Consider the following 21658-nt stretch of genomic DNA (forward strand, 5'->3'; position numbering starts at 1 on the left):
GGAGAAAATGGGCACGGCAGCATCGCGCCGTGCCCATGTCTTGCAAGCCTTTAGAAGACCTTCTTCAGGCTGGTGTACCAGTAGCGCGCCTGCGGCTGGTAGAGGCTCGACAGATAGCCGGCGGACGAGAGCGGCGGATCCTTGTCGAAGATGTTGCGCGCGCCGATCTGGACGGTGGTGCCGTTCAACGGTCCGTCATTCTTGAACGTATATTGGCCGTAGAGATTGACCGTCGTCTGGCCCTTCACCGTCCAGGGATTGGCGGACGCATCCCGCACGCCATTTTCATAGACGCTGTCGATATACTGCGTGAAGGCGCCGATCTTCCACGGGCCGAGCGACCAGTCGAAGGTTGCCGAAAGCCGCCAGCGCGGCTGGCCATCGCGACCGATCACGTCGCCGCCGCCCTGGATCGGAACGCCGGCATTGATCTCGCCAGCGGCCTGTCCTGCGATGACCTGCTGCACGCCCGCCGGGGCGTCGACATAATAGCTGATCAGGCGCGAGGCATTCACGTTCAGCGAGAAGGTGCCGACCGACGTCGTGGGCAGGAAATAGTCCAGATTGAAGTCGATGCCCTGAACGGTCACCGGCAGCAGATTCTGGAAATTGGCGACGACGTAGAGCAGTTCGCCCACCGGCGCGAGGCCGGTGCCGGCGACGCGGGCGATATCGTCCGCCGTCGGATCGCGGCGGATGACGTTGGGGTTGCTGCTGCCCCGGGTGCGCAGCAGATAGTCGAGGTTGAGCGCATTCTGATAGTCGAGCAGGCCCACGACATTCTTCTGCTGGATCTTCCAGCGGTCGACGGTGAAGGTGACCTTGCCCAGGCCATCGCCCAGTTTCGGCGACAGCACGGCGCCGAAGCTCCAGCTGGTCGATTCCTCGGGCTTCAGGTTCGGGTTGCCGCCGCTTCGACGCAGCACCGACACGTTGCAGACCGCGCTGGAGAAGTTGGTCGCGCGTCCGGAGCGGACATCGGCATCGCACAGCACATAGTCGAAGCCGCCATTGACGCGATCGAGCGTGGAGGTGTTGATGACCTCCAGGTTTGGCGCACGGAAGCCCTGCGACCAGGAGCCGCGCAGCATCATGCCCTCCAGCAATTCCCACGATCCCGCGATCTTGGGCTTCGCCACCGAACCGACGTCGCTATAATCCTCGTAACGGCCGGCGACCTGGAAATTCAGGCGACGGAACATGGGTATTTCCATTTCCGGGCTGAAGATCGGGATGGCGAGTTCGGCATAGGCGGACTTCACGTTGCGCTTGCCGCGCACGTCCGGGCTGGGGCTGGCGCCGCCAAGGTCGGAGCCATAGAAGACGCCGGTGACCGCGTCGGTGTAGGTGGTGTCGACCCCGGCAATGCCGCCCTGATAGGTGGAGCGATTGTCATGATAGGTCTCGCGCCGCCATTCGATGCCGGCCGCGACGCCGATGCTGTTGTCGGCCCACAGGCCCAGCAGATTGGCGTTCGACACCTTGAAGTCCCACAGGGCCAGCGAGGTGCGGGTCTTGCGGGTCGCCTCGATCATGAAGCTGTCGATCGTGGACTGGCTGTTGGGCGTGCAGTCGCCGATTGAGGGCGTGTCGACGCAGCCGCCGTTGAACGGATTATAGGCGTCGGGCGTGGTCTTGTTGATGGCCTGTTGCAGCAGCGTGTTGGAGAAATTCTCCTGCGTGTCCTTGGCCGTGGCCCAGGTGTAGAGGCCGGCCGATTCCCAGTCGAAATCGCCGATGCTGCCGCGCAGGCCGCCCAGGAAACGATATTGGTAATTGGTCACGTCGACCTTGCGCGATCCCACATCGACATAGCTGAGCGAGGTGATCTGGACCGGCAGGCCCTCGGCCGGCACCACCGAAAGGTCGAGGCCGGGCAGGCGGTTGGGCGATCCGACCGGGCCGAGCGGGTTCCAATAGGCATTGGCCGCCACGGTGATCGGGATGTTGGCGAGCGAGCCGGGGGCACCGATCGTCGAACTGGTCTTGCCGCGATAGAAGCCGACCTCGCCGAAGAAGGACAGGGCGTCCGACAGCTCATAGTTCATGTAGGAGAAGATGTTGATGCGCTTGACCGACGGCTGGGCGGTCAGGTCGTCGAAGGTCGCCGGCGAATTGAAGCGCAGGTTGGAATCCGCGCCCGACATTTCGGTCGCGCCATTGCCATCATCATAGCAGGTGTCGGGTGTGCCCGACGCGATCCGGCAACCGGCATTGGCGCTGGGCTGGATGTGGAACTGGCCCGAACTGTTGGTGAAGGCAGTGCCGTTGCTGGTGAGCGTCTGGTTGAGGAAATTGGCGCCGCCGCCGGGGCGGACGACGCGGAAGGTGCCCCAGGGCGTGCTGGTGCTGGTGCCGTTCCAGGCCGCGACATTGGCGAAGGGGGTGCCAGCGACATAGCCGCGCCGGTCGACGCTGGCGGTATAATCCTGGTCGCTGAGATAGAGTTTCGATTTCTGCGCATAGCCGCCGAAGATCGAGATATTGCCGCGGCCTTCGTTGAAGTCGAAGCCGACCAGGCCATTGGCGGCAAATTCGCGCAGATTGGTGCCTTCCGCGCCGCCATATTGAACGTCGAACTTGGCGCCCTTGTAGTCGGACTGGAGCACATTGTTGACGACGCCGGCGACCGCATCCGAACCATAAAGGGCGGCTGCGCCGTCGCGCAGCACTTCGACGCGCTCGATATTGCCGACGGGAATGGTGTTGGCGTTGTAGCCGAAGGTCGGGACGCCGGAATCGACCACGCCGGTGATCGCCTGCGATGTCGGGTGCAGCACGGTGCGACGGCCGTTGATCAGCAGCAACGTATTGCCCTGGCCCAGGCCACGCAGCGAAACGGTCGATACGTCGCCGCGCGCGGCATTGGCGTTGCCGCCGCCCAGCACCTGTTCGTTGAAGGTGACGCCGCCCAGTTGCGGGATGGAGCGATAGAGGTCGGCACCCGAAACGGCGGCCACGGCCTCGATCTGCTCTTCGCCGACCAGGCTGACCGGCAGCGCGCCGGCGGTATTGGCGCCCTTGATCTGGGAACCGATGACGACGATTTCCGCAGCGGCCGGTTCACCGGCCTGCGGGGCGGCTTCTGTGCTGGACTGGGCCTGGGCCATGCCGGCCGTCAACGCCCAGAGACTGGCACTGGTTAGGGCGGTGGTTAAGGCGAAAAGCGTCTTTCCTCTTTCTCTCGTCATTATTGTTCCCCTGTGATGAAGCCTGAAGCTTCGCGCCGTTAGGCAAAGGTGCCTTTCCGGTTCAGAGTTTGGGGAGGTCGGCAAATGTCGGCACCGCACGATGCGTGCAGCGACCCATGCTTATTGATGACCGTTCAGATAGTGCATTTGCAGGCCCTCCCGAAAAACTGGAGTTCCGGCATCATCCCTTGCGTGGGAAATCGTTGCTGCTGTCGCCCTCACGACGGCAAGGCTTTTTCCGGGCACAACACCCACCATTGTGCGCGTTCATTGCGCTAGAACTGATGGGCGTGAAATTTCCACCATATGTTTCGAAATATTTTTGAAATAAAATCGGATTTACCGGCATATAGCGGAAAATTCGGGTTGGCTCGTTGTTGCGCGTATCGGCCGGCAAACGCCTTCCCTCGGGTGATGCCGGACAGGCCGAAAACAGGGATTCCATCGATGAGCGATAACGCAAAGCAGGGGGTGACCCGGCGGGAGTTCGCGGCGTCGGCCATGGCCGGTGCGGCCTTGGTCGCGGGCGCCGGGCCAGCCTCCGCCCAGGCGGGCAACGCGCCGGCAAAGCCCGGCAAGGCGGCGATCGAGCCAACCAGATTGGTTAGCGCAGGCGAAACGCTGCGGCCAGAGATCGTCGGCCAGTTCGGCATCGTCGCGGCCGGGCGCCATTATGCGGTGGCGGCGGGTACGCGCATCCTGCTGGCCGGTGGTAATGCGACCGACGCCGGTGTGGCGGCGGTCTTTGCCGCGGCCGTGACTGAGATTTCGCATTTCGGCTTTGGCGGCGAAGCGCCGACCATCATCTATGACGGCAAGACGAAGAAGGTGTCGCTGATCAGCGGCCAGGGCGTCGCGCCGGGGCTGGCCACGCCCGACAAGTTCGCCGACGCCGGCGTCATTCCGGGCAATGGCCCCAATGGCGGCACCGTGCCGGCGATGGTCGATGCAATGGCGCTCGCGCTCCAGCTCAACGGCACGATGGGGCTGCATGACGTGATGCAGCCGGCGATCGAGCTGGCCGACGGTTTCGTCATGTATAATTTCCTGGCCGAAGTGTTCGTCAGCCAGCAGAAGGCGACGTCCAAATATAAGGACGCCTACGACGCCTATTATCCCGGTGGCCAATTGCCCAGGACCGGGGAGATTTTCCGCCAGCCCAACCTCGCCCGCACGATGCGGATCATCGCCGACGCGGATGCCGCGGCGTTCAAGAAGACCAAGGATCGCAAGGCCGCGATCCAGGCCGGGCGCGATGCCTTCTACAAGGGCGACATCGCTCGCCGGATCGGCGCCGCAATGGAGCGGGATGGCGGCCTGATGCGCTATGAGGATCTGGCCAAGTACAAGGGCAAGGTCGAGGCGCCGGCGATGACCAGCGTCTTTGGCTATCAGGTCTGCAAGGCGGGTTTCTGGAGCCAGGGGCCGGCCATGCTGATGGCGCTCAACATTGCCGAGGCGGCCGGGATCGCGACGATGGAGCCGGGCTCCGCGCCCTATCTCCACACCGTTGCCGAGGCAATCAAGCTCGCCTTCGACGATCGCAACATGTATTTTGGCGACCCCGATTTCGCGACGGTGCCGATGAAGGGGCTGTTGTCGAAGGACTATGCGGCGCAGCGGGCCAGGCAGATCGGCCTGCGTGCCTCGCTGGAGCATCGCTTCGGCAATCCCTGGGCGTTCGAGGGCAAGGCGCGGACCACGCCGCAATTCACGCCGCATATGCTCAAAGCCCCGGCCAAGCCGACCGCTGACACGACGGCGATCGAAGTGGTGGACAAGGACGGCAACCTCTTTTCCTGCACGCCCAGTTCCGGCTGGATGCTGGGCGGCGCCTATATTGCGGGCGATACCGGCGTGCCGATGAGCAACCGCCTGACCGTGTTCGACCTTGATCCGGAAAGCCCCAATGTCCTGGTGCCGGGCAAGCGGCCGCGCACCACCCTGTCGCCCTCGATGGTGCTCAAGGACGGTCAGCCCTATCTGGCGATCGGAACGCCAGGCGGCGACAATCAGGATCAGCAGATCATGAACGTGCTGCTGCGGGTGCTGGCCTTCAACCAGCCGCTCCAGGCCGCGATCGAGGCGCCGCGCATCAACTCCAATCATTTCCACGGCTCCTTCGGCATCAAGAAGGATGAGCCGGGCGTGCTGGAAATCGAGGATCGCGTGCCAGAGGCGGTGCGCGACGATCTGACCGCGCGCGGTCACAAGCTGGACGTGCTGGGGCCGTTCGCGGTGTCGACCGGCATCGTCGCGGCCGGCGTGGTGCCGGGCAGCGGCACGCTGCGCGGTGGCGCGGATGTGCGCCGCGAACGCTATATATTTGGTTGGTAAGGGGATCGATCCGATGAAATCTGCCTTCAAGCTTCTGTCGCTGGCCCTGTTGTCGGCCGGCGCCGTCCAGGCCTATGCCCAGCCCGCCAATCTCCCCCCGCCCGGTGGCGAGACCCCGATCGCCTTCGACGTGCATGAAGGCACCTCCATGGCGGTGTCGGTATCGCCCGACGGCAAATGGCTGGCGGTCGACCTGCAGGGCAGCCTCTGGATCATCCCGACCAGCGGCGGCAAGGCGAAGCGGATCACCGACTATTTCAACGATGCCCGCCAGCCGGTCTGGTCGCCCGACGGCTCGCGCCTCGCCTATTTTTCCTATCGCGACGGCAATTATGATCTCTGGACGATCAAGCCCGACGGCAGCGACATGCGCAAGCTGACCGAGGGCGCCTATGATGATCGCGAGCCGGCCTGGTCGCCCGATGGCCGGACAATCGCCTTCTCGTCCGACCGCAGCGGCAATTACGACATCTGGACGCTGGACATCGCCAGCGGCGCGATGAAGCAGGTCAGCAGCAACGGGCGCGAGGATCGCATGCCCAGCTGGTCGCCCGACGGCGCGCGCATCGCCTATTCCGGGACGGATGGCGCCAAGACCGCCCTCTATGTCACGGCCCTTGCCGATGGGCAGGAAAGCCTGTTGAAGCAGGTGCAGGGCAAGATCGACGCACCGTCCTTCGGCCCCGGCGGCGAACTCGCCTATGTGGTGCAGGATGCCCAGGGCAGCCGTCTGGAAATCGATGGCAAGGCCGTCAGCGGCGCCGAGAATGTCTTCCCCTTCCGCGTGTCCTGGGGGAAGGGCGGCTATTATTATGTGTCCGACGGCAAGATCCGCAGCCGCAAGGGCACCAGCCTGTCGACCGTCAACTTCGCTGCCACGCTGGAGGTGGTGAAGCCCAGCTACGCCCGCGCCAAGCGCGACTGGGATTCGACCGCGCCGCGCAAGGCGCTGGGCATCGTCCACCCGACCCTGTCGCCAGATGGCAGCCGCATCGCTTTTGCCGCGCTCGGCGACCTCTATGTCATGTCGTCCAAGGGCGGGGTGCCGGAAAATCTGACCAAGGATGGCGCGCTCGACACCGATCCGGCCTGGTCGCCCGATGGCCAGAGCCTGGTCTACACCTCCGACAAGGGCGGTGGCCTGCCGCAGCTGTGGATCCGCGACATGAAGACCGGCAAGGATCGCCGGCTGACCGATATCGACACCCAGCCGCTGGGTGCCGCCTGGTCGCATGACGGCACGCGGATCGCCTATATCGATGTCGACGGGCGCTGGGGCGTTGCCGGCCTGTGCGTGGTCGATGTCGCGACCGGCAAGATCACCCGCCTTCAGGGATCGCTGGGCCAGCCCGGCAGCCCCAGCTGGTCGCCCGACGGCAAATATGTCGCCATCCCGCTATCCTACAAATATTCCAACAGCTTCCGCGAGGGCACCAACCAGGTCTACATGGTGCCGACCGATGGCGTGGGCAAAGCCTTCTGGCATCTGCCCGAACCCAATATGTCGATGGACACCCGCGCTGGTGGTGGCCCCGCCTGGTCGCCCGACGGAACGAAGATGGCCGCCATCTATGAGGGGCTGCTGAAGATCTGGCCGGTGGCCGCCGACGGCAAGCCGCTGGGACCGCCGCGTTCCTACACGTCTGACATCTCCTATTTCCCGAGCTGGGCCGGCGACAACAAGACGATCCTGTTCCAGTCGGCCGACAAGCTGAAGTCGCTCGACACCGAAACCGGCGCGATCACCGACATTCCGCTGGACCTGACCTATCGCATCGCCAACCCGACCGGGCGCACGGTCATCCATGTCAGCAATCTGGTCGACTCCGTCCATGACGCGACCCAGCATGACAAGGACATCATCGTCGACGGCCATCGCATCGCCGAAATCCGCGATCATGATCCCGCGCTGCATCAGGCGGAGCATTTCGTCGACGGCACGGGGCTCACCGCCATTCCCGGCCTGATCGAGCATCATTCCCACGCCCAGAAGGATTTCGGCTCCAATCTGGAACGGGCCTGGCTCGCCTATGGCATCACCACGGTGCGCGATCCGGGCACGCAAATCTATGATGCGGTGGAGGATCGCGAGGCGGCGGAATCGGGCGTGCGCCTGTCGCCGCGCCTCTATGTCGCCGGGCCGCTGCTCGAATGGCAGCGCGTCTATTACAAGATGGGCGTGGCGGTCTCCAGCCCGGCCCATCTGGAGCGGGAGTTCACCCGCATGCGCGCGCTCCATTATGACATGATCAAAAGCTATGTGCGCATGCCCGACCTGTTCCAGCGCCAGATCGTGCGCGCCGCCCATGAGATGGGCATACCGGTCAGCGGCCATGAAATCTTCCCGGCGGCCTTTTCCGGCGTCGATGGCACCGAGCATATGGGCGCGACCAGCCGGCGCGGCTATTCGCCCAAGCAGGGGCCGCAGGGCATGGCCTATGAGGATGTGATCCAGCTTTTCGGTCGCAGCGGCCGGACGCTGACACCGACCCATTTCGGCGCGATGACGCCCTATCTGGCCAAGCATCCCGGCTACAAGGACGACCCGCGCCTCAACCTCTATCCGGTCTGGGCACGGGAAACGATCACCGAAGCCGATCCGATGGCCAGCATGCTGCGCCCGTTGCTGGAGGGGCAATATAAGAGCCTGAAGAAGATGTATGATGCCGGCACGCTGGTGACGGCAGGCACCGACACGATGATCGCCAACAATCTCCATGCGGAGATTTCCTCCTATGTCGACGCGGGGCTGACGCCGTTCCAGGCGCTCCAGACCGCGACCGTCAACTCGGCGAAGGATCTGAACCTGGATGCGGGCACGCTGGAGGCCGGCAAGCTGGCCGACATCGTGCTGGTCGACGGCGATCCGCGCGCCGACATCGCCAACACCTTCAAGGTGAAGAAGGTGATGATGAACGGCGTCATCCATGACGTGGGCGACATCGTCGCTGGCGGCATGCGGAAATGATCTGGTGACTGCCATTCGCTTTCGATTGACCTGAGCCGTCGGACTGCTGCTATGGGCGTATCCAAAGGGGCGCCATGCGAATTGTCATCATCGACGACAGCGGATTGAGAGCGACGGTCCTGGAAGAAGGGCTGCGTGAGGCGGGCTATGACGATATTCATATCGTCCCGCCCCGCGGTGCCTTCGTTGCCCGGCTGGAGCGGATGGCGCCCGATGTGGTGCTGATGGATCTGGGCAGCCCCAGTCGCGACACGCTGGAGGAGATGCTGACGGTCAGCCGCGCGCTTGCCCGGCCGATCGCGATGTTCGTCGATCAATCCGATGATGCGATGATCGGCGCGGCGATCGATGCCGGCGTGTCGGCCTATGTCGTCGATGGCCTGCGCAAGGAGCGGGCGAAGCCGGTGCTGGAATTGGCGGTGCGACGTTTCAATGCCTTTGCCCGCATGCAGTCGGAACTGGACGAGGCGCGCACCGCGCTGGCCGACCGCAAGATCATCGACCGGGCGAAATCGATCCTGATGAACCAGCGCAGCCTGTCCGAGCAGGATGCCTATGCGCTGCTGCGGTCGAGCGCGATGAACCAGGGCAAGAAGATCGTGGATGTGGCGCAGGCGCTGATTACCGCCAGCGACCTGTTGGGAGGGGGCATATGAGCGAATTGCTGCGGATAGCCTTTCTGCCGCTGACGGATGTGGCCGTGCTGGCGGTCGCCCGCGAACGGGGTTTTGCCGAGGAAGAAGGGATCGCGCTCGATCTGGTACGCACCACCAGCTGGGCGACGCTGCGCGACCGGCTGGTCTATGGCCAGGTGCAGGGCGCGCAGATGTTGGCGCCGCTGGCCGTTGCGGTCACGCTGGGCCTCAGCCAGCAGCCCGCCGCACTGGCCGCGCCTTACAAGCTCAACGTCAACGGTAATATGCTGGTGATGGCACCGGACTTCGCCAGGGCGCTGGAACCGGACATCGGCCGGCGGCTCGCCGATCCGCTGGGCACTGCCCATGATTTTGCCGCCGCGATCGGCCTGTGGCGGCGCAAGCCGGTGATCGGCGTCGTCCACCGCTTTTCCAGCCATGCGATCATGTTGCGCTATTGGCTGGCGAGCGCGGGCATCGATCCCGATCGGGATGTCGTGCTGCGCGTGCTGCCGCCCTCGCTGACGGTCGAGGCGATGCGGGCGGGCGAAATTGACGGCTTCATCGCCGGCGAACCCTGGGGCAGCGCGGCGATCGAGGCCGGGCTGGCCGAAACCGTTGCGATCGGCGAACGCATCTGGCAGCGCGGGGTGGAGAAGGTTCTGACCTTTCGTCAGGACTGGCTGGAGGCGAACCCGGAAACGGTCAATCGCCTCTTGCGCGCGCTCGCCCGGTCGGCCGCCTGGTGCGACGATCCGGCGCATCATGAGGCACTCGCCGATCTCCTGTCCGACCCGCGCTATGTCGACCAGCCCGCCGACCTGATCCTGCGTGCGCTGTCGGGGCGGATCGTGGCGCGCCTCGGCGACGCGCCGATCGCCAATCCCGATTTCATGCTGTTCGCGCGCGAAGCGACCGCCTTCCCCTGGCGCAGCCAGGCGCTGTGGATCTATTCGCAGCTGGTGCGCTGGGGCATGGTTGCCCATGATGCGGAAACAGCGGCGCGGGCCGCCGCCGTCTTCCGGCCGGATATTTTCCGCCGGGCGCTGGCCGATAGCGGCCTGCCGATGCCGGGGGCTAGTATGAAACTGGAAGGGGCGCTCACGACCCCGATGCCGGTCGGTGCCCATCGCGGCGACCTGACGCTTGGCCCGGATCGCTTTTTCGACGGGCGAATCTTCGACCCCGAACGGATTGAGGATTTCCTGCGGGATTCTGCGCCCCTCCGTTGAAATGAAGGGCGAATTTGTGCCTTGCAACATAACGCATTCTACGGGATAAGATAAAGGATCGCGCGACGAGGCGCGTCCAGACGAATGCGCCGTCCCAAGGGTGGGATCGCCATTCCATCCATTTTTCGCAGCAAAGCCGCTGACCGGACCACGCCATGAGTGCGCGCGTCCGGCCTGCGGCTTTTTTCGTTTCCAATTCCATTGGTTGGGGGACGCATCATGGCTACTGCTTATTGGGACCGCGAAGGGGAGGCCGCATCGGACCCCGCCACGACAAGCTTCTGGAAGGCCGGCCACGCGCCGACCCTGATTGCCGCCTTTCTCTATTTCGACCTGGCCTTCATGGTCTGGGTCTTGCTGGGGCCGCTGGCGCCGATGATCGCCAAGACGCTGGCGCTGACGCCCGCGGAAAAGGGGCTGATGGTGGCGACACCGACGCTCGCCGGCGCGCTGCTTCGCGTCGTCAACGGCCTGCTGGTCGATCGCATCGGCCCGAAGCGGTCGGGCGCGATCAGCCAGATCATCGTCATCGCCGGCCTGTTCCTGGCCTGGCTGATGGGCGTCAACAGTTTTGGCGGTACATTAGTTCTGGGCGTGATCCTGGGCTTTGCCGGCGCCAGCTTCGCGATCGCGCTGCCGCTCGCCAGCCGCTGGTATCCGCCCGAGCATCAGGGCAAGGCGATGGGCCTTGCCGGCATGGGCAATTCGGGCACAGTGCTGGCCTCGCTGTTCGCGCCGATGCTGGCCAAGGCATTTGGCTGGAATGCGGTGCTCGGTCTTGCCTGCATCCCGCTGTCGATCGTCTTCGTCGCCTATATGATCATGGCCAAGGACGCGCCCAATGCGCCGCCAGCCAAGCGACTGGTCGATTATTTCGAGCCGCTCAAGTCCGCCGATGCCTGGTGGCTGATGGCCTTCTATGCCGTGACCTTTGGTGGCTTCGTCGGACTGGCGGCATCGCTGCCCATCTACTTCACCGACCAGTTCGGGCTGACCCCGATCATCGCGGGCTATTGCACCGCAGCCTGCGTCTTCGCCGGGTCGCTGGTGCGGCCGATGGGCGGCGCGCTGGCGGATCGGATCGGCGGCGTGAAGGCGTTGATGATCGTCTATGTCGTCGCGGCGCTGGCGCTCGCCGGGGTGTCGCAGGCGACGACATTGGCCAGTGCGCTGGCCCTGTTCGTCCTTGCCATGCTGGCGCTGGGCACCGGCAATGGCTCGGTCTTCCAACTGGTGCCGCAGCGTTTCCAGGCGGAAATCGGCGTGATGACCGGCCTTGTCGGCATGGCGGGCGGCATTGGTGGCTTCTACCTCGCCAGTTCGCTCGGCCTGGCCAAGCAACTGACCGGCAGCTTCGCACCCGGCTTCCTGATCTTCGCCGGTCTTGCAGTGCTGGCTTTGCTGGGCGTGGCGCTGGTCAAGGCGAAGTGGCGCACCAACTGGACCAGCGGCGCCCGCATCTGAGTTGGAGGGGAGGGCGGCGGTCTCCTTTGAGGACTGCCGCCCCGAGCCACGCTCTTTCCGTCCGAGGGGGGACGATCATCCATGAAATATCTTCTCGCAACGACGGTCGCGCTGGCCGTCGCCGGGCCTGCTTGCGCCCAGCAGATCGACCTGAAACCCGTCGCCGAGGCGCGGCTGCGCTACGAACATGTCGACCAGCATGGCCTGGCGCAGCAGGCCGATGCGCTCACCGTCCGGGCCCGCGCCGGCCTGACGGCCAGCGGCGGCGCGCTGTCGGCGACGTTGGTGGGGCAGGGGACATTGGCGGTGATCGACCGCTATTTCGACGGCTTCGACAATGCAGCGATCAAGCCGCTGGTGGCCGATCCGCAGAATGTCGCCCTCTATATCGCCCAGCTGCAATATCGGACCAAGTCACTGACCGTGACCGGCGGGCGGCAGAAGATCGTGCTGGATGATGAGCGCTTCGTCGGCAATGTCGCCTTTCGCGACAATGGCCAGACCTTCGATGCGGTGCGTGCCGAACTGACCCCGGCCAAGGGACTGAAACTGGACGTCTCCTATGCGTGGAGCGTGCGGACCATCTGGGGCTTTCAGGGCAAGGGCGCGCGTCAGCAGGCGGTGAGCGGCGGCAATATTCTCGCCAATCTCTCCTATGCCACGCCGCTGGGCACGCTCAGCGGCTTTGCCTATCTGGTCGATCAGGATGAGGCGGCGGTGCAGGCCTATCGCCTGTCGAGCCAGACCTATGGCGTGCGCCTGGCGGGCAGCCAGCCGCCCTCCAAGTCTGCCAATATCGCCTATCAGCTCAGCTATGCCCGCCAGTCGGACTATCATCGCAATCCCAACGACTATGCCGCCGATTACTGGCTGGCCGACGCCACGCTCGACCTGGATGGCTGGAAGCTCAATGCCGGCTATGAGGTGCTGGGCGCCAGCCATGGCACGGCGCTCACCAGTTTCCAGACGCCGCTTGGCACCAACTTCAAGTTCCAGGGCTGGGCCGACAAGTTCCTGACTACGCCCGCCAACGGCATGCGCGACCTCTATGTCGGCACCGGCTATGGCTGGAAGCAGGTGGGGCCGCTGTCGGGCGTCGCACTGGCCGCGATCTGGCACCGGTTCGAGAGCGACCGGCTCGACCAGCATTATGGCAATGAGTGGGATCTGATCGCATCTGCGAAGCTGCGCAGGACTGCCCTGTCGGTGCGCTATGCCCATTATGATGCGCGGGCGATGGCGACTGATACCGACAAATTATGGCTTCAGGCCGACTGGAGCATCTGATTGAAAAGCCATGAGAGGAATCGCTTGAGCGTTCGGGCGATTCCCCATATGCTGCACTGCAAGGGACAAGGATGTCCCGCTTCACATCGCTGCGACGGTTCAGGGTAGGATCGGCAAGGCACTAGATGATGGCAAAGCCGCCATCCAGACTCTCGGGTTTCAATCCCCGAGGGTCTGGATGGCGGCTTTTTTCTTTTCTGGAGTAACGGGGATGGACTTTCAGGACGGGATCGACCCGGTCACGCAGGATGAGGACACTGTCCTGCCGCCCGTCGGGCAAGCACGGGAGCATCTGGTCGTCATCGGCAACGGCATGGCCGGCTGCCGCGCGGTCGAGGAATTGCTGGCCCGCGATGCAGGGCGCTATCGCGTCACCATCTTCGGCGCCGAACCCTATGTGAACTATAACCGGATCATGCTTTCGCCGGTGCTGGCGGGCGAAAAGACGTTCGAGCAGATCGTCATCAACGACGCCGCCTGGTATGCCGACAATGGCATCGAACTGATCGCCGGCGATCCGGTAAAGGCCATCGATCGCGCCACGAAGACCGTTTCCAGCCAGTCGGGCCGCACCATCGGCTATGACAAGCTGCTGATCGCGACCGGCTCCGATCCGTTCATCATCCCGGTGCCCGGCAAGGATCTGCCCGGCGTCATCAGCTTCCGTGACATGAAGGATGTCGACACCATGCTCGCCGCTGCTGCGGATGGCGGCAGCGCGGTGGTGATCGGCGGCGGCCTGCTCGGCCTGGAAGCCGCCCATGGCCTGACCCTGCGCGGCATGAAGGTGACCGTCATCCACCTGATGGACACGCTGATGGAGCGGCAGCTGGACGAGGCGGCCGGCTGGCTGCTCAAGACCGCGCTCGAAGGACGCGGCCAGACCATCCTGACCGGCGCCAATACCGAAGCCATTTATGGCGACGGCAAGGTTGAGGGTGTGCGGCTGAAGGACGGTCGCGAGATCCCGGCCAGTCTGGTGGTGATGGCGGTCGGCATCCGTCCCGCGACCGCGCTCGCGCGTGACGCAGGTCTGGCCGTCAATCGCGGCATCCAGGTCGACGATCATATGGTCACCAGCGATCCCGATGTGCTGGCGGTCGGCGAATGCGTCGAACATGACGGCAATGTCTATGGTCTGGTGGCGCCGCTGTGGGACATGTGTCGCAGTCTCGCCGATGGCCTGACCGACCAGCATAGTGGCTACAAGGGCTCGGTCACCTCGACCAAGCTCAAGGTGGCCGGGCTGGACGTCTTCTCCGCCGGTGACTTTTCCGGCGGCGAGGGGTGTGAGGATATCGTCCTGCGCGACGCCTCGCGCGGCGTCTACAAGCGGGTCATCGTCAAGGACGACAAGCTGATCGGCGCGGTCCTCTATGGCGATACCGTCGATGGCGGCTGGTATTTCGATCTCCTCAAGCGCGAGGAGAATGTCGCCGACTTGCGCGACATGCTGATCTTCGGCCAGGCCTTCGCCTCGGGAGGGGGCGCGCTGGACCCTAAGGCGGCCGTTGCGGCGCTCTCGGACGAAGCCGAGATTTGCGGCTGCAACGGCGTCAGCAAGGGCCAGGTCGTGTCCTGCATCGCCAAGGGCGCGCACAGCCTGGATACGGTCCGCGCCACCTGCAAGGCGTCGGCCAGCTGCGGTAGCTGCACCGGCCTGGTCGAAACCCTGCTCGCGCTGATGCTGGGCGACGATGTCCAGTCGGGGCCGAAGACGATGTGCAAATGCACCAGCTTCACCCATGATGATGTCCGTCGCGAAATCGTGGCGCAGGACATGCGCTCGATTCCGGAAGTCATGCAGAAATTGAATTGGTCGACGCCGGAGGGCTGCTCCTCCTGCCGCCCCGCGCTCAACTATTATCTGCTCTGCGCGCTGCCCGGCGACTATCAGGACGACCAGCGCAGCCGGTTCGTCAACGAACGGATGCACGCCAATATCCAGAAGGATGGCACCTATTCGGTCGTGCCGCGCATGTGGGGTGGCCTTACCAACCCCAGGGAACTGCGCGCGATCGCCGATGTGGTCGAAAAATATAACGCCCCGATGGTCAAGGTGACCGGCGGCCAGCGGCTGGATATTTTCGGCATCAGGAAGGAAGACCTGCCCGCCGTCTGGGCCGATCTCAATGCCGCTGGCATGGTGTCGGGCCATGCCTATGGCAAGTCGCTGCGCACGGTGAAGACCTGCGTGGGGTCGGAATGGTGCCGCTTCGGCACGCAGGATTCCACCGGCCTTGGCGTCAAGATCGAGCATATGACCTGGGGGTCGTGGATGCCCCACAAGTTCAAGATCGCGGCCTCCGGCTGCCCGCGCAACTGCGCGGAGGCGACGATCAAGGATTTCGGCGTGGTCTGCGTCGACAGCGGCTATGAACTGCATGTCGGCGGCAATGGCGGCATTCATGTCCGGGCCACCGACCTGCTCTGCAAGGTCGCGACCGAGCAGGAGGCGATGGATTATTGCGCCGCCTTCATCCAGCTCTACCGCGAGGAAGCCCGCTATCTGGAGCGCACCGCGCCCTGGATCGAGCGCGTCGGCGTCGATTATGTGAAAAGCCGCATCGTCGCGGATGATGTCGGCCGCGAGGCGCTGCGCGCCCGCTTCCTCTTCTCGCAGCAGTTCATGCAGGACGATCCCTGGGCGCGCCGCGCCGCCGGCGAGGACGCCGAACTGCACCAGCATCTGGCCGAAGTCCGCCCCATGGAGACGCTCGCATGATCCCGAACACCCAAGTCGGCACCTGGCTGGATATCGGCCCCGTCGATCAGATCTCGCCGGGCAACGCCCGCACCCTGCCGGTGCGCGGCGGCGAGGAAATCGCCATCTTCCACACGCAGGACAACCAGTTCTACGCGCTGGTCAACAAGTGCCCGCACAAGCAGGGACCGCTGAGCCAGGGCATCGTCCATGGATCGGTCGTCGCCTGTCCGCTGCACAATTGGAACATCTCGCTCAAGACCGGCAAGGCACTGGGCAGCGATGAAGGCTGCGTCCCCACCATTCCGCTCAAGGTCGAGGCGGGCCGCATCTTCCTGCTGCGCGAGGCGGTCATTCCCGAGCCTGCAGCGGCAAAGGCGGCCTGATGGCACAGGCGATCCGCACCACCTGCGCCTATTGCGGCGTCGGCTGCGGCATTGCCGCCACGCCGACCGGGCCGCGCTCGGTCATCATCAAGGGGGACGAGGCGCATCCGGCCAATGGCGGGCGCCTCTGTTCCAAGGGCACCCATCTGGGCGAGACGGTGGCGCTGACCGGCCGCCTGCTCCACCCGATGATCGGCAAGCGCCGCGCCAGTTGGGACAAGGCGCTGGATCTGGTCGCGAAGAAATTTCGCGAGACGATCGAGCGTCATGGCCCGGACAGCGTGGCCTTCTATGTCTCGGGCCAGTTGCTGACCGAGGATTATTATGTCGCCAACAAGCTGATGAAGGGCTTCATCGGGTCGGCGAACATCGACACCAACAGCCGCCTGTGCATGTCGAGCGCGGTCGCCGGCCACAACCGCGCCTTTGGCGAGGATGTCGTGCCGGCCAGCTATGATGATCTGGAGCAGGCCGACCTCATCCTCCTCGTCGGCTCCAACACCGCCTGGTGTCACCCGATCGTCTATCAGCGCATCCAGGCCGCCCGCGCCGCGCGCGGCACGAAGCTGGTCGTGATCGACCCGCGCCGCACCGAAACCTGTGAGGGCGCCGACCTGCATCTGGCGTTGAAGCCGGGCACCGACGTCGCCCTGATGAACGGGCTGCTGGCCTGGTGCGACGCCGCAGGGGGCACCGACCCGGCCTATCTGGCCGATCATGTGGCCGCGCCGGACGATTTCTGGGCGCATGTCCGCACCGGCCATGACCTGTGGACGACGGCCGCGACCTGCGACATCGAACCGGCGCAGTTGAAGCAGTTCTTCGAACTGTTCGCGGCGACCCCGCGCACCGTCACCCTGTTCAGCCAGGGCATCAACCAGTCGATCCGCGGCACCGATCAGGTCAATGCGATCATCAATGTCCACCTCGCCACCGGCCGCATTGGCAAGCCGGGCGCGGCGCCCTTCTCCATCACCGGCCAGCCCAACGCCATGGGCGGGCGTGAAGTCGGTGGCCTCGCCTCGACGCTCGCCGCGCATATGGACTTCGCGCCGGAAAATGTCGCCTGCGTCGGCCGCTTCTGGGCCGCGCCCCAGATGGCGACCAAGCCGGGACTGAAGGCCGTCGACCTGTTTCGCGCGATCAATGAGGGGCGGATCAAGGCCCTCTGGATCATGGCGACCAATCCCGCCGTCTCGTTGCCCGATGCCGGCCGGGTGCGCGACGCGCTGGAGGCGATCCCCTTCCTCGTCGTGTCGGACATCATCGCCGACACCGACAGCAGCGCCCATGCCCATGTCCGCCTGCCGGCCGCCGGCTGGGGCGAAAAGGACGGCACGGTCACCAATTCGGACCGCACCATCAGCCGCCAGCGCCCGTTCATGGCATTGCCCGGCGAGGCCCGGCCCGACTGGTGGATCATCACCCAGGTCGCCCGCCGCATGGGCTGGAAAAACGCCTTCGCCTATGATCGGCCGGCTGACATCTGGCGCGAACATGCGCGTCTGACCGCTTATCAGAATGCGGGGCAGCGGCTGCTCAACCTGCGGGCGCAGGCGGCGATCGGCAACGACGCCTATGACGCGATGGACAGTTTCCGTTGGGGCGGGGCGCCCTTTGCCGACGGACATTTTCCGACCTCGGACGGCAAGGCGCGGCTGGTGCTGACCAGGCAGATGGATTTGCAGGGGCCGCTGCGCGACTGGCCGCTGACGCTCAACACCGGCCGCTATCGCGATCAATGGCACACGATGACCCGCACGGGGCTGGCGCCCAAGCTGGCGCGCCATCGCGAGGAGCCGCTGGTCGAGATCCATCCGCAGGATGCCGATGCGCTGGGCCTGGCCGATCGCGATCTGGCGCGGGTGTCGACCGCGCAGGGCAACAGCCTCTTCCGCGTCAGCATCAGTGACGGCCAGCGGCCGGGCGAAATCTTCACCCCGATCCACTGGACCGACCAGATATCAAGCGGCGGGCGCACCGGCCTGCTCCCGCGCCCGCTGGTCGATCCGCATTCGGGCCAGCCCGGTTTCAAGTCGACCCCGGCGGCGATCGAGAAGGTCTCGACCCAATGGCAGGGCTTCCTGATCCTGCGCGGGCAAGAGTCGGTGAAATTGCCCTGCCTCTGGGCAACGCGGGTCTCGGTGCCGGGCGGCGCGCTCTATGAACTGGCCGGCAATGGCGATGCCGCCCTGCTGGAAGCCTGCCTGCCCAGGGGCGAGCGGGTCGAGGCGATCGATCATGTGCGCGGCAGCCGACGGGTCGCGATCATCCAGGATGGCCGGCTGGCGGGCGTGCTGTTCGTCACCCGCACCGGCCTGTTGCCCTCGCGCGACTGGCTGATCGGCCAGCTGGCGGTTGACGATGTCGGCGCAACCGTTCTGGCGGCGCGCGGGCCGGGCAGCCAGCCGGACAAGGGGGCCACCATCTGCGTCTGTTTCGATATCGGCCTCAACCAGATCGTCGCGGCGATCCGCGACCAGAAACTGGTCGACGTGCCTGCCATCGGCAAGGCGCTGGGCGCCGGCACCAATTGCGGCTCCTGCCGCCCCGCCATCGCCAATATCCTGGCCCAGACCTCGCAGGAGACATTGCATGCAGCCGAATGACCTCATCGCGCCGGGCGACGTCTGGCTGGTCGGTGCCGGGCCGGGCGATCCCGACCTGCTGACCCGCAAGGCCGAAAGGCTGATCCGCGCAGCGGACATCATCTTCTACGACGCGCTGGTGGGGCCGGGCATATTGGACCTCATTCCCGATCATGCCGAACGGGTCAGCGTCGGCAAGCGGTCGGGCCGCCATTCGAAGGACCAGCAGACGATCGACGAAATGCTGGTGGAGGCGGCGCTGGCGGGCAAGCGGGTGGTCCGGCTGAAGGGCGGCGACCCGGCGATGTTCGCCCGTTCGACCGAGGAAATGACGGCGCTGCGCGCGGTCGGCGTTCGCGTTCGGATCTGCCCCGGCATCACGGCGGCCAGCGCCGTCGCAGCGTCGGCGGGTATTTCCCTGTCGCTGCGCGGGATTGCGCGCCGGGTCCAGTTCGTGACGGCGCACAGCCGCCGGGGGCAGGCGCTGGATCTGGATTGGGATGCTCTGGCCGATCCGGCCTGCACCCTGGCCGTCTATATGGGACGCGAGGCCGCTCCGGAACTCAGTCGCGCGCTGATCGCTGCGGGCTTGCCGGGCGCGACCCCGGCGCTCATCACCTGCGATGCGTCGCTGCCGCAGGAACAGCAGTTGCGTACGCGCCTTGATCTCCTGCCGCTGGTGAAGCAGGCTTTTGCCGATGATCGTCCGACCCTGATCCTGATCGGCGAGGCGGTGGCTCAGGCCGACATGGCCATGGCTGGCGCAACGGACGATGTCCGCCGATCGATGGCATCGCGCTGAAGCAATAACAGCGACGCCGTATATCTAACTGATAATATTGGAAAATGGTCGGGGAGACAGGATTCGAACCTGCGACATCCTGCTCCCAAAGCAGGCGCGCTACCAGACTGCGCTACTCCCCGATGCACGCGCGCCTTAGCGGTCGATCGCCGCCGGCGTCAATGCCCGAAAATCATGTCGGATCACATATATTGCGCGGACAAACAAAAAGGGCGGACCATATAGGCCCGCCCTTCGAAATCTCGCCGTGGCAGAGATTAGTGCGCGTTCGCAACGTTCTCAGCAACGTTAGCGGCGTTAGCAGCTTCGTTGGCGGCGTTGGCGGCGTTGTCAGCAGCGTTGGCGGCGTTTTCGACAACGTTCTCGACGACGGCGTTCGAAGCGTTCGCGGTTTCGTTGGCCGGCTTCTCACCGCAAGCGGCGAGGGCCATCAGGCTGGCCGAAGCGAAAACAACAGCGATCTTCTTCATTGTGTACGGCTCCCATAGCATTATGCCGCGTCTGGCACGTTACAAATGTGACCCTACGCGAGCGACCCGCATTAACGTGTGCGCTGCACAAATCAATGCTTTTCTGACGTCGGTGAAGCGGCAGAATCACGCGACGGGGCGTTCTCTACTATAAAAGTTCAGTTAATGCCCAATGTTTCTGTCGCATTCGCAGCAATGTTGAGCGTGACCGCCCAGGCGGCGACATTCTGGCGCAGCTGCGCCGGATCGATCTTGTCCAGCGTGTCGTCGGGCGTGTGGTGAATGTCGAAATAGCGCGTGCCATCCTGCTGCAGGTCGATCACCGGGATGCCCGCGTCCACCAGCGGTTCGATGTCCGACCCGCCATGCGCCTTGTCACGGCTCGGCACGATGCCCAGCGGCGCCAGCCCCTGTGCGATCCGGGCTGAAAGCGCTTCATGGCCCGCGGGCAGGGTGAAGTCGACCTTCCACACCTTGTCGGCGCCAAAGTCCGATTCCAGCACCAGCGCATGCGGCTCCTTGCCATGGGCGGCATGATAAGCGCGGCCGCCATTACCGCCCACTTCCTCGGCGCCGGCGAAGAGTATGCGGATCGTGCGACGCGGCGCGCCGGCCTTGGCGACCTGCAACGCGGCAGCGGCCACGATGCCGCAGCCCGAAGCGTCGTCGATCGCCCCGGTGCCCTGGTCCCAACTGTCGAGGTGACAGGCGGCAACAATGACGCCGGCCTTGGGATCGCTGCCGGGGATTTCGCCGATGACATTGCCCGACGGCTGGTCCTTGGCGGTCTTCGATACGGCGGTCAGGTGGACGCGGACCGGCTGGCCGCGCGAGACCACGCGCGCCATCTGTTCGGCATCGGGTATGCTGACGGCCACGGCCGGGATCGGCGTCACGCCATCGGCCCACATCTGCACGCCGGTATGGGCGATGCGGTGATGATCGGTGCCGATCGACTTCACCAGGATCGCGATCGCGCCCTTCCTGGCGGCGATGCTGGGGCCCTGGCGGCGGGCAGCACCATAATAGCCATAGCCCGACCCGTCCTGGGCGGCGACCATGTCATGGCTGACGAACACGATCTTGCCCTTCACCGCGCTGTCCGGCGCGGCCTGCAGGTCGGCGATGGTCGGAAAATAGGCGATTTCGCCCTCGATCCCCTGAGCCGGGGTCGATCCGCTGTTGCCCAGCGCCGCGACGACCAGCTTTTGCGGGAAGGGGGCGATGATCGCCGCTTCGTCATGGACGCGTTCCCACAGCGGCATCTTATAAGGTTCGATGCGGACGTTGGCGAAGCCCAATGCCTTGAGCTTGGTGGCGGCCCATTCGCGCCCGCGCGCTTCCAGCGGCGTGGCGGCCGGGCGCGGGCCGACTTCGGTCGTCAGCCCTTCGGTAATGTCCCAGGCGACATCATCCTTCAGGGCGGCTTCGCGAATCGCCGCGTCACTGGCCGGAGCGGCCTGCGCCAGAGCGGGGGTGAAGATGCTGCCAAGGAGCAGGGCGGCGAGCGGGCCCGATCGGATTTTCTGCATGGCTGAAGGCTTACTCAGACATACCCCATTTGCCAATGGCTTCCGCCTTCGCTAATTCGGCG

The 21658-nt window shown here is 65.0% G+C and carries 13 protein-coding genes and 1 tRNA gene; 10 read left to right on the plus strand and 4 right to left on the minus strand.

What is annotated here, in order from left to right:
* Window positions 1–50 precede the first annotated feature (50 nt).
* Entirely contained in the window at window positions 51–3110 is a 3060-nt protein-coding gene (locus CG471_RS01690; protein ID WP_257211391.1) for a TonB-dependent receptor domain-containing protein, read from the minus strand.
* A gap of 528 nt (window positions 3111–3638) precedes the next feature.
* Between CG471_RS01690 and CG471_RS01695 the strand changes: the two genes are divergently transcribed.
* The 10 genes from CG471_RS01695 (at window position 3639) to cobA (ending at window position 19594) form a co-directional block, all read left to right on the plus strand.
* The gene (locus CG471_RS01695; protein WP_099230134.1) at window positions 3639–5528 is read left to right on the plus strand and encodes a gamma-glutamyltransferase family protein; all 1890 of its coding nucleotides are present in this window, start codon (window positions 3639–3641) and stop codon (window positions 5526–5528) included.
* Between the two features lie 13 nt (window positions 5529–5541).
* A complete protein-coding gene (locus CG471_RS01700) occupies window positions 5542–8496 on the plus strand; it encodes an amidohydrolase family protein (RefSeq protein WP_099230136.1) in 2955 nt (984 codons plus the stop codon).
* A gap of 74 nt (window positions 8497–8570) precedes the next feature.
* Window positions 8571–9152 (plus strand): ANTAR domain-containing response regulator, encoded by a 582-nt coding sequence (locus CG471_RS01705; RefSeq protein WP_099230138.1) that lies wholly within the window; start codon window positions 8571–8573, stop codon window positions 9150–9152.
* On the plus strand, window positions 9149–10363 hold the full coding sequence (locus tag CG471_RS01710; RefSeq protein ID WP_099230140.1) for a CmpA/NrtA family ABC transporter substrate-binding protein: 1215 nt from the start codon (window positions 9149–9151) through the stop codon (window positions 10361–10363). Before CG471_RS01705 ends, CG471_RS01710 begins: the two co-directional genes overlap by 4 nt.
* A gap of 219 nt (window positions 10364–10582) precedes the next feature.
* The gene (locus CG471_RS01715; protein WP_099230142.1) at window positions 10583–11827 is read left to right on the plus strand and encodes a NarK/NasA family nitrate transporter; all 1245 of its coding nucleotides are present in this window, start codon (window positions 10583–10585) and stop codon (window positions 11825–11827) included.
* Between the two features lie 81 nt (window positions 11828–11908).
* Window positions 11909–13114: a hypothetical protein gene (locus CG471_RS01720; RefSeq protein ID WP_099230144.1), complete on the plus strand. Its 1206-nt coding sequence runs from the start codon at window positions 11909–11911 to the stop codon at window positions 13112–13114.
* Window positions 13115–13325: 211 nt separating this feature from the next.
* On the plus strand, window positions 13326–15839 hold the full coding sequence (nirB, locus tag CG471_RS01725) for a nitrite reductase large subunit NirB (RefSeq protein ID WP_099230146.1): 2514 nt from the start codon (window positions 13326–13328) through the stop codon (window positions 15837–15839).
* On the plus strand, window positions 15836–16204 hold the full coding sequence (gene nirD / locus CG471_RS01730; RefSeq protein WP_099230148.1) for a nitrite reductase small subunit NirD: 369 nt from the start codon (window positions 15836–15838) through the stop codon (window positions 16202–16204). The genes nirB and nirD overlap by 4 nt, the downstream gene beginning before the upstream one ends.
* Window positions 16204–18813 carry a nitrate reductase gene (locus CG471_RS01735; RefSeq protein WP_099230150.1) on the plus strand — a complete coding sequence of 870 codons (2610 nt, stop codon included), beginning with the start codon at window positions 16204–16206 and terminating at the stop codon, window positions 18811–18813. The genes nirD and CG471_RS01735 overlap by 1 nt, the downstream gene beginning before the upstream one ends.
* On the plus strand, window positions 18800–19594 hold the full coding sequence (gene cobA / locus CG471_RS01740; protein ID WP_099230152.1) for a uroporphyrinogen-III C-methyltransferase: 795 nt from the start codon (window positions 18800–18802) through the stop codon (window positions 19592–19594). The genes CG471_RS01735 and cobA overlap by 14 nt, the downstream gene beginning before the upstream one ends.
* 45 nt (window positions 19595–19639) lie before the next feature.
* Here cobA and CG471_RS01745 read toward each other — a convergent pair.
* From CG471_RS01745 to CG471_RS01755, 3 genes are all read right to left on the minus strand, one after another.
* Window positions 19640–19716: transfer RNA gene (locus CG471_RS01745), tRNA-Pro, on the minus strand.
* Window positions 19717–19851: 135 nt separating this feature from the next.
* Window positions 19852–20064: a hypothetical protein gene (locus tag CG471_RS01750; protein ID WP_004212530.1), complete on the minus strand. Its 213-nt coding sequence runs from the start codon at window positions 20062–20064 to the stop codon at window positions 19852–19854.
* Window positions 20065–20222: 158 nt separating this feature from the next.
* On the minus strand, window positions 20223–21596 hold the full coding sequence (locus CG471_RS01755) for a M20/M25/M40 family metallo-hydrolase (RefSeq protein ID WP_099230154.1): 1374 nt from the start codon (window positions 21594–21596) through the stop codon (window positions 20223–20225).
* Between the last annotated feature and the right edge of the window lie 62 nt (window positions 21597–21658).

The sequence above is a fragment of the Sphingobium sp. IP1 genome, from assembly GCF_002708645.1.
Lineage (GTDB): Bacteria > Pseudomonadota > Alphaproteobacteria > Sphingomonadales > Sphingomonadaceae > Sphingobium > Sphingobium yanoikuyae.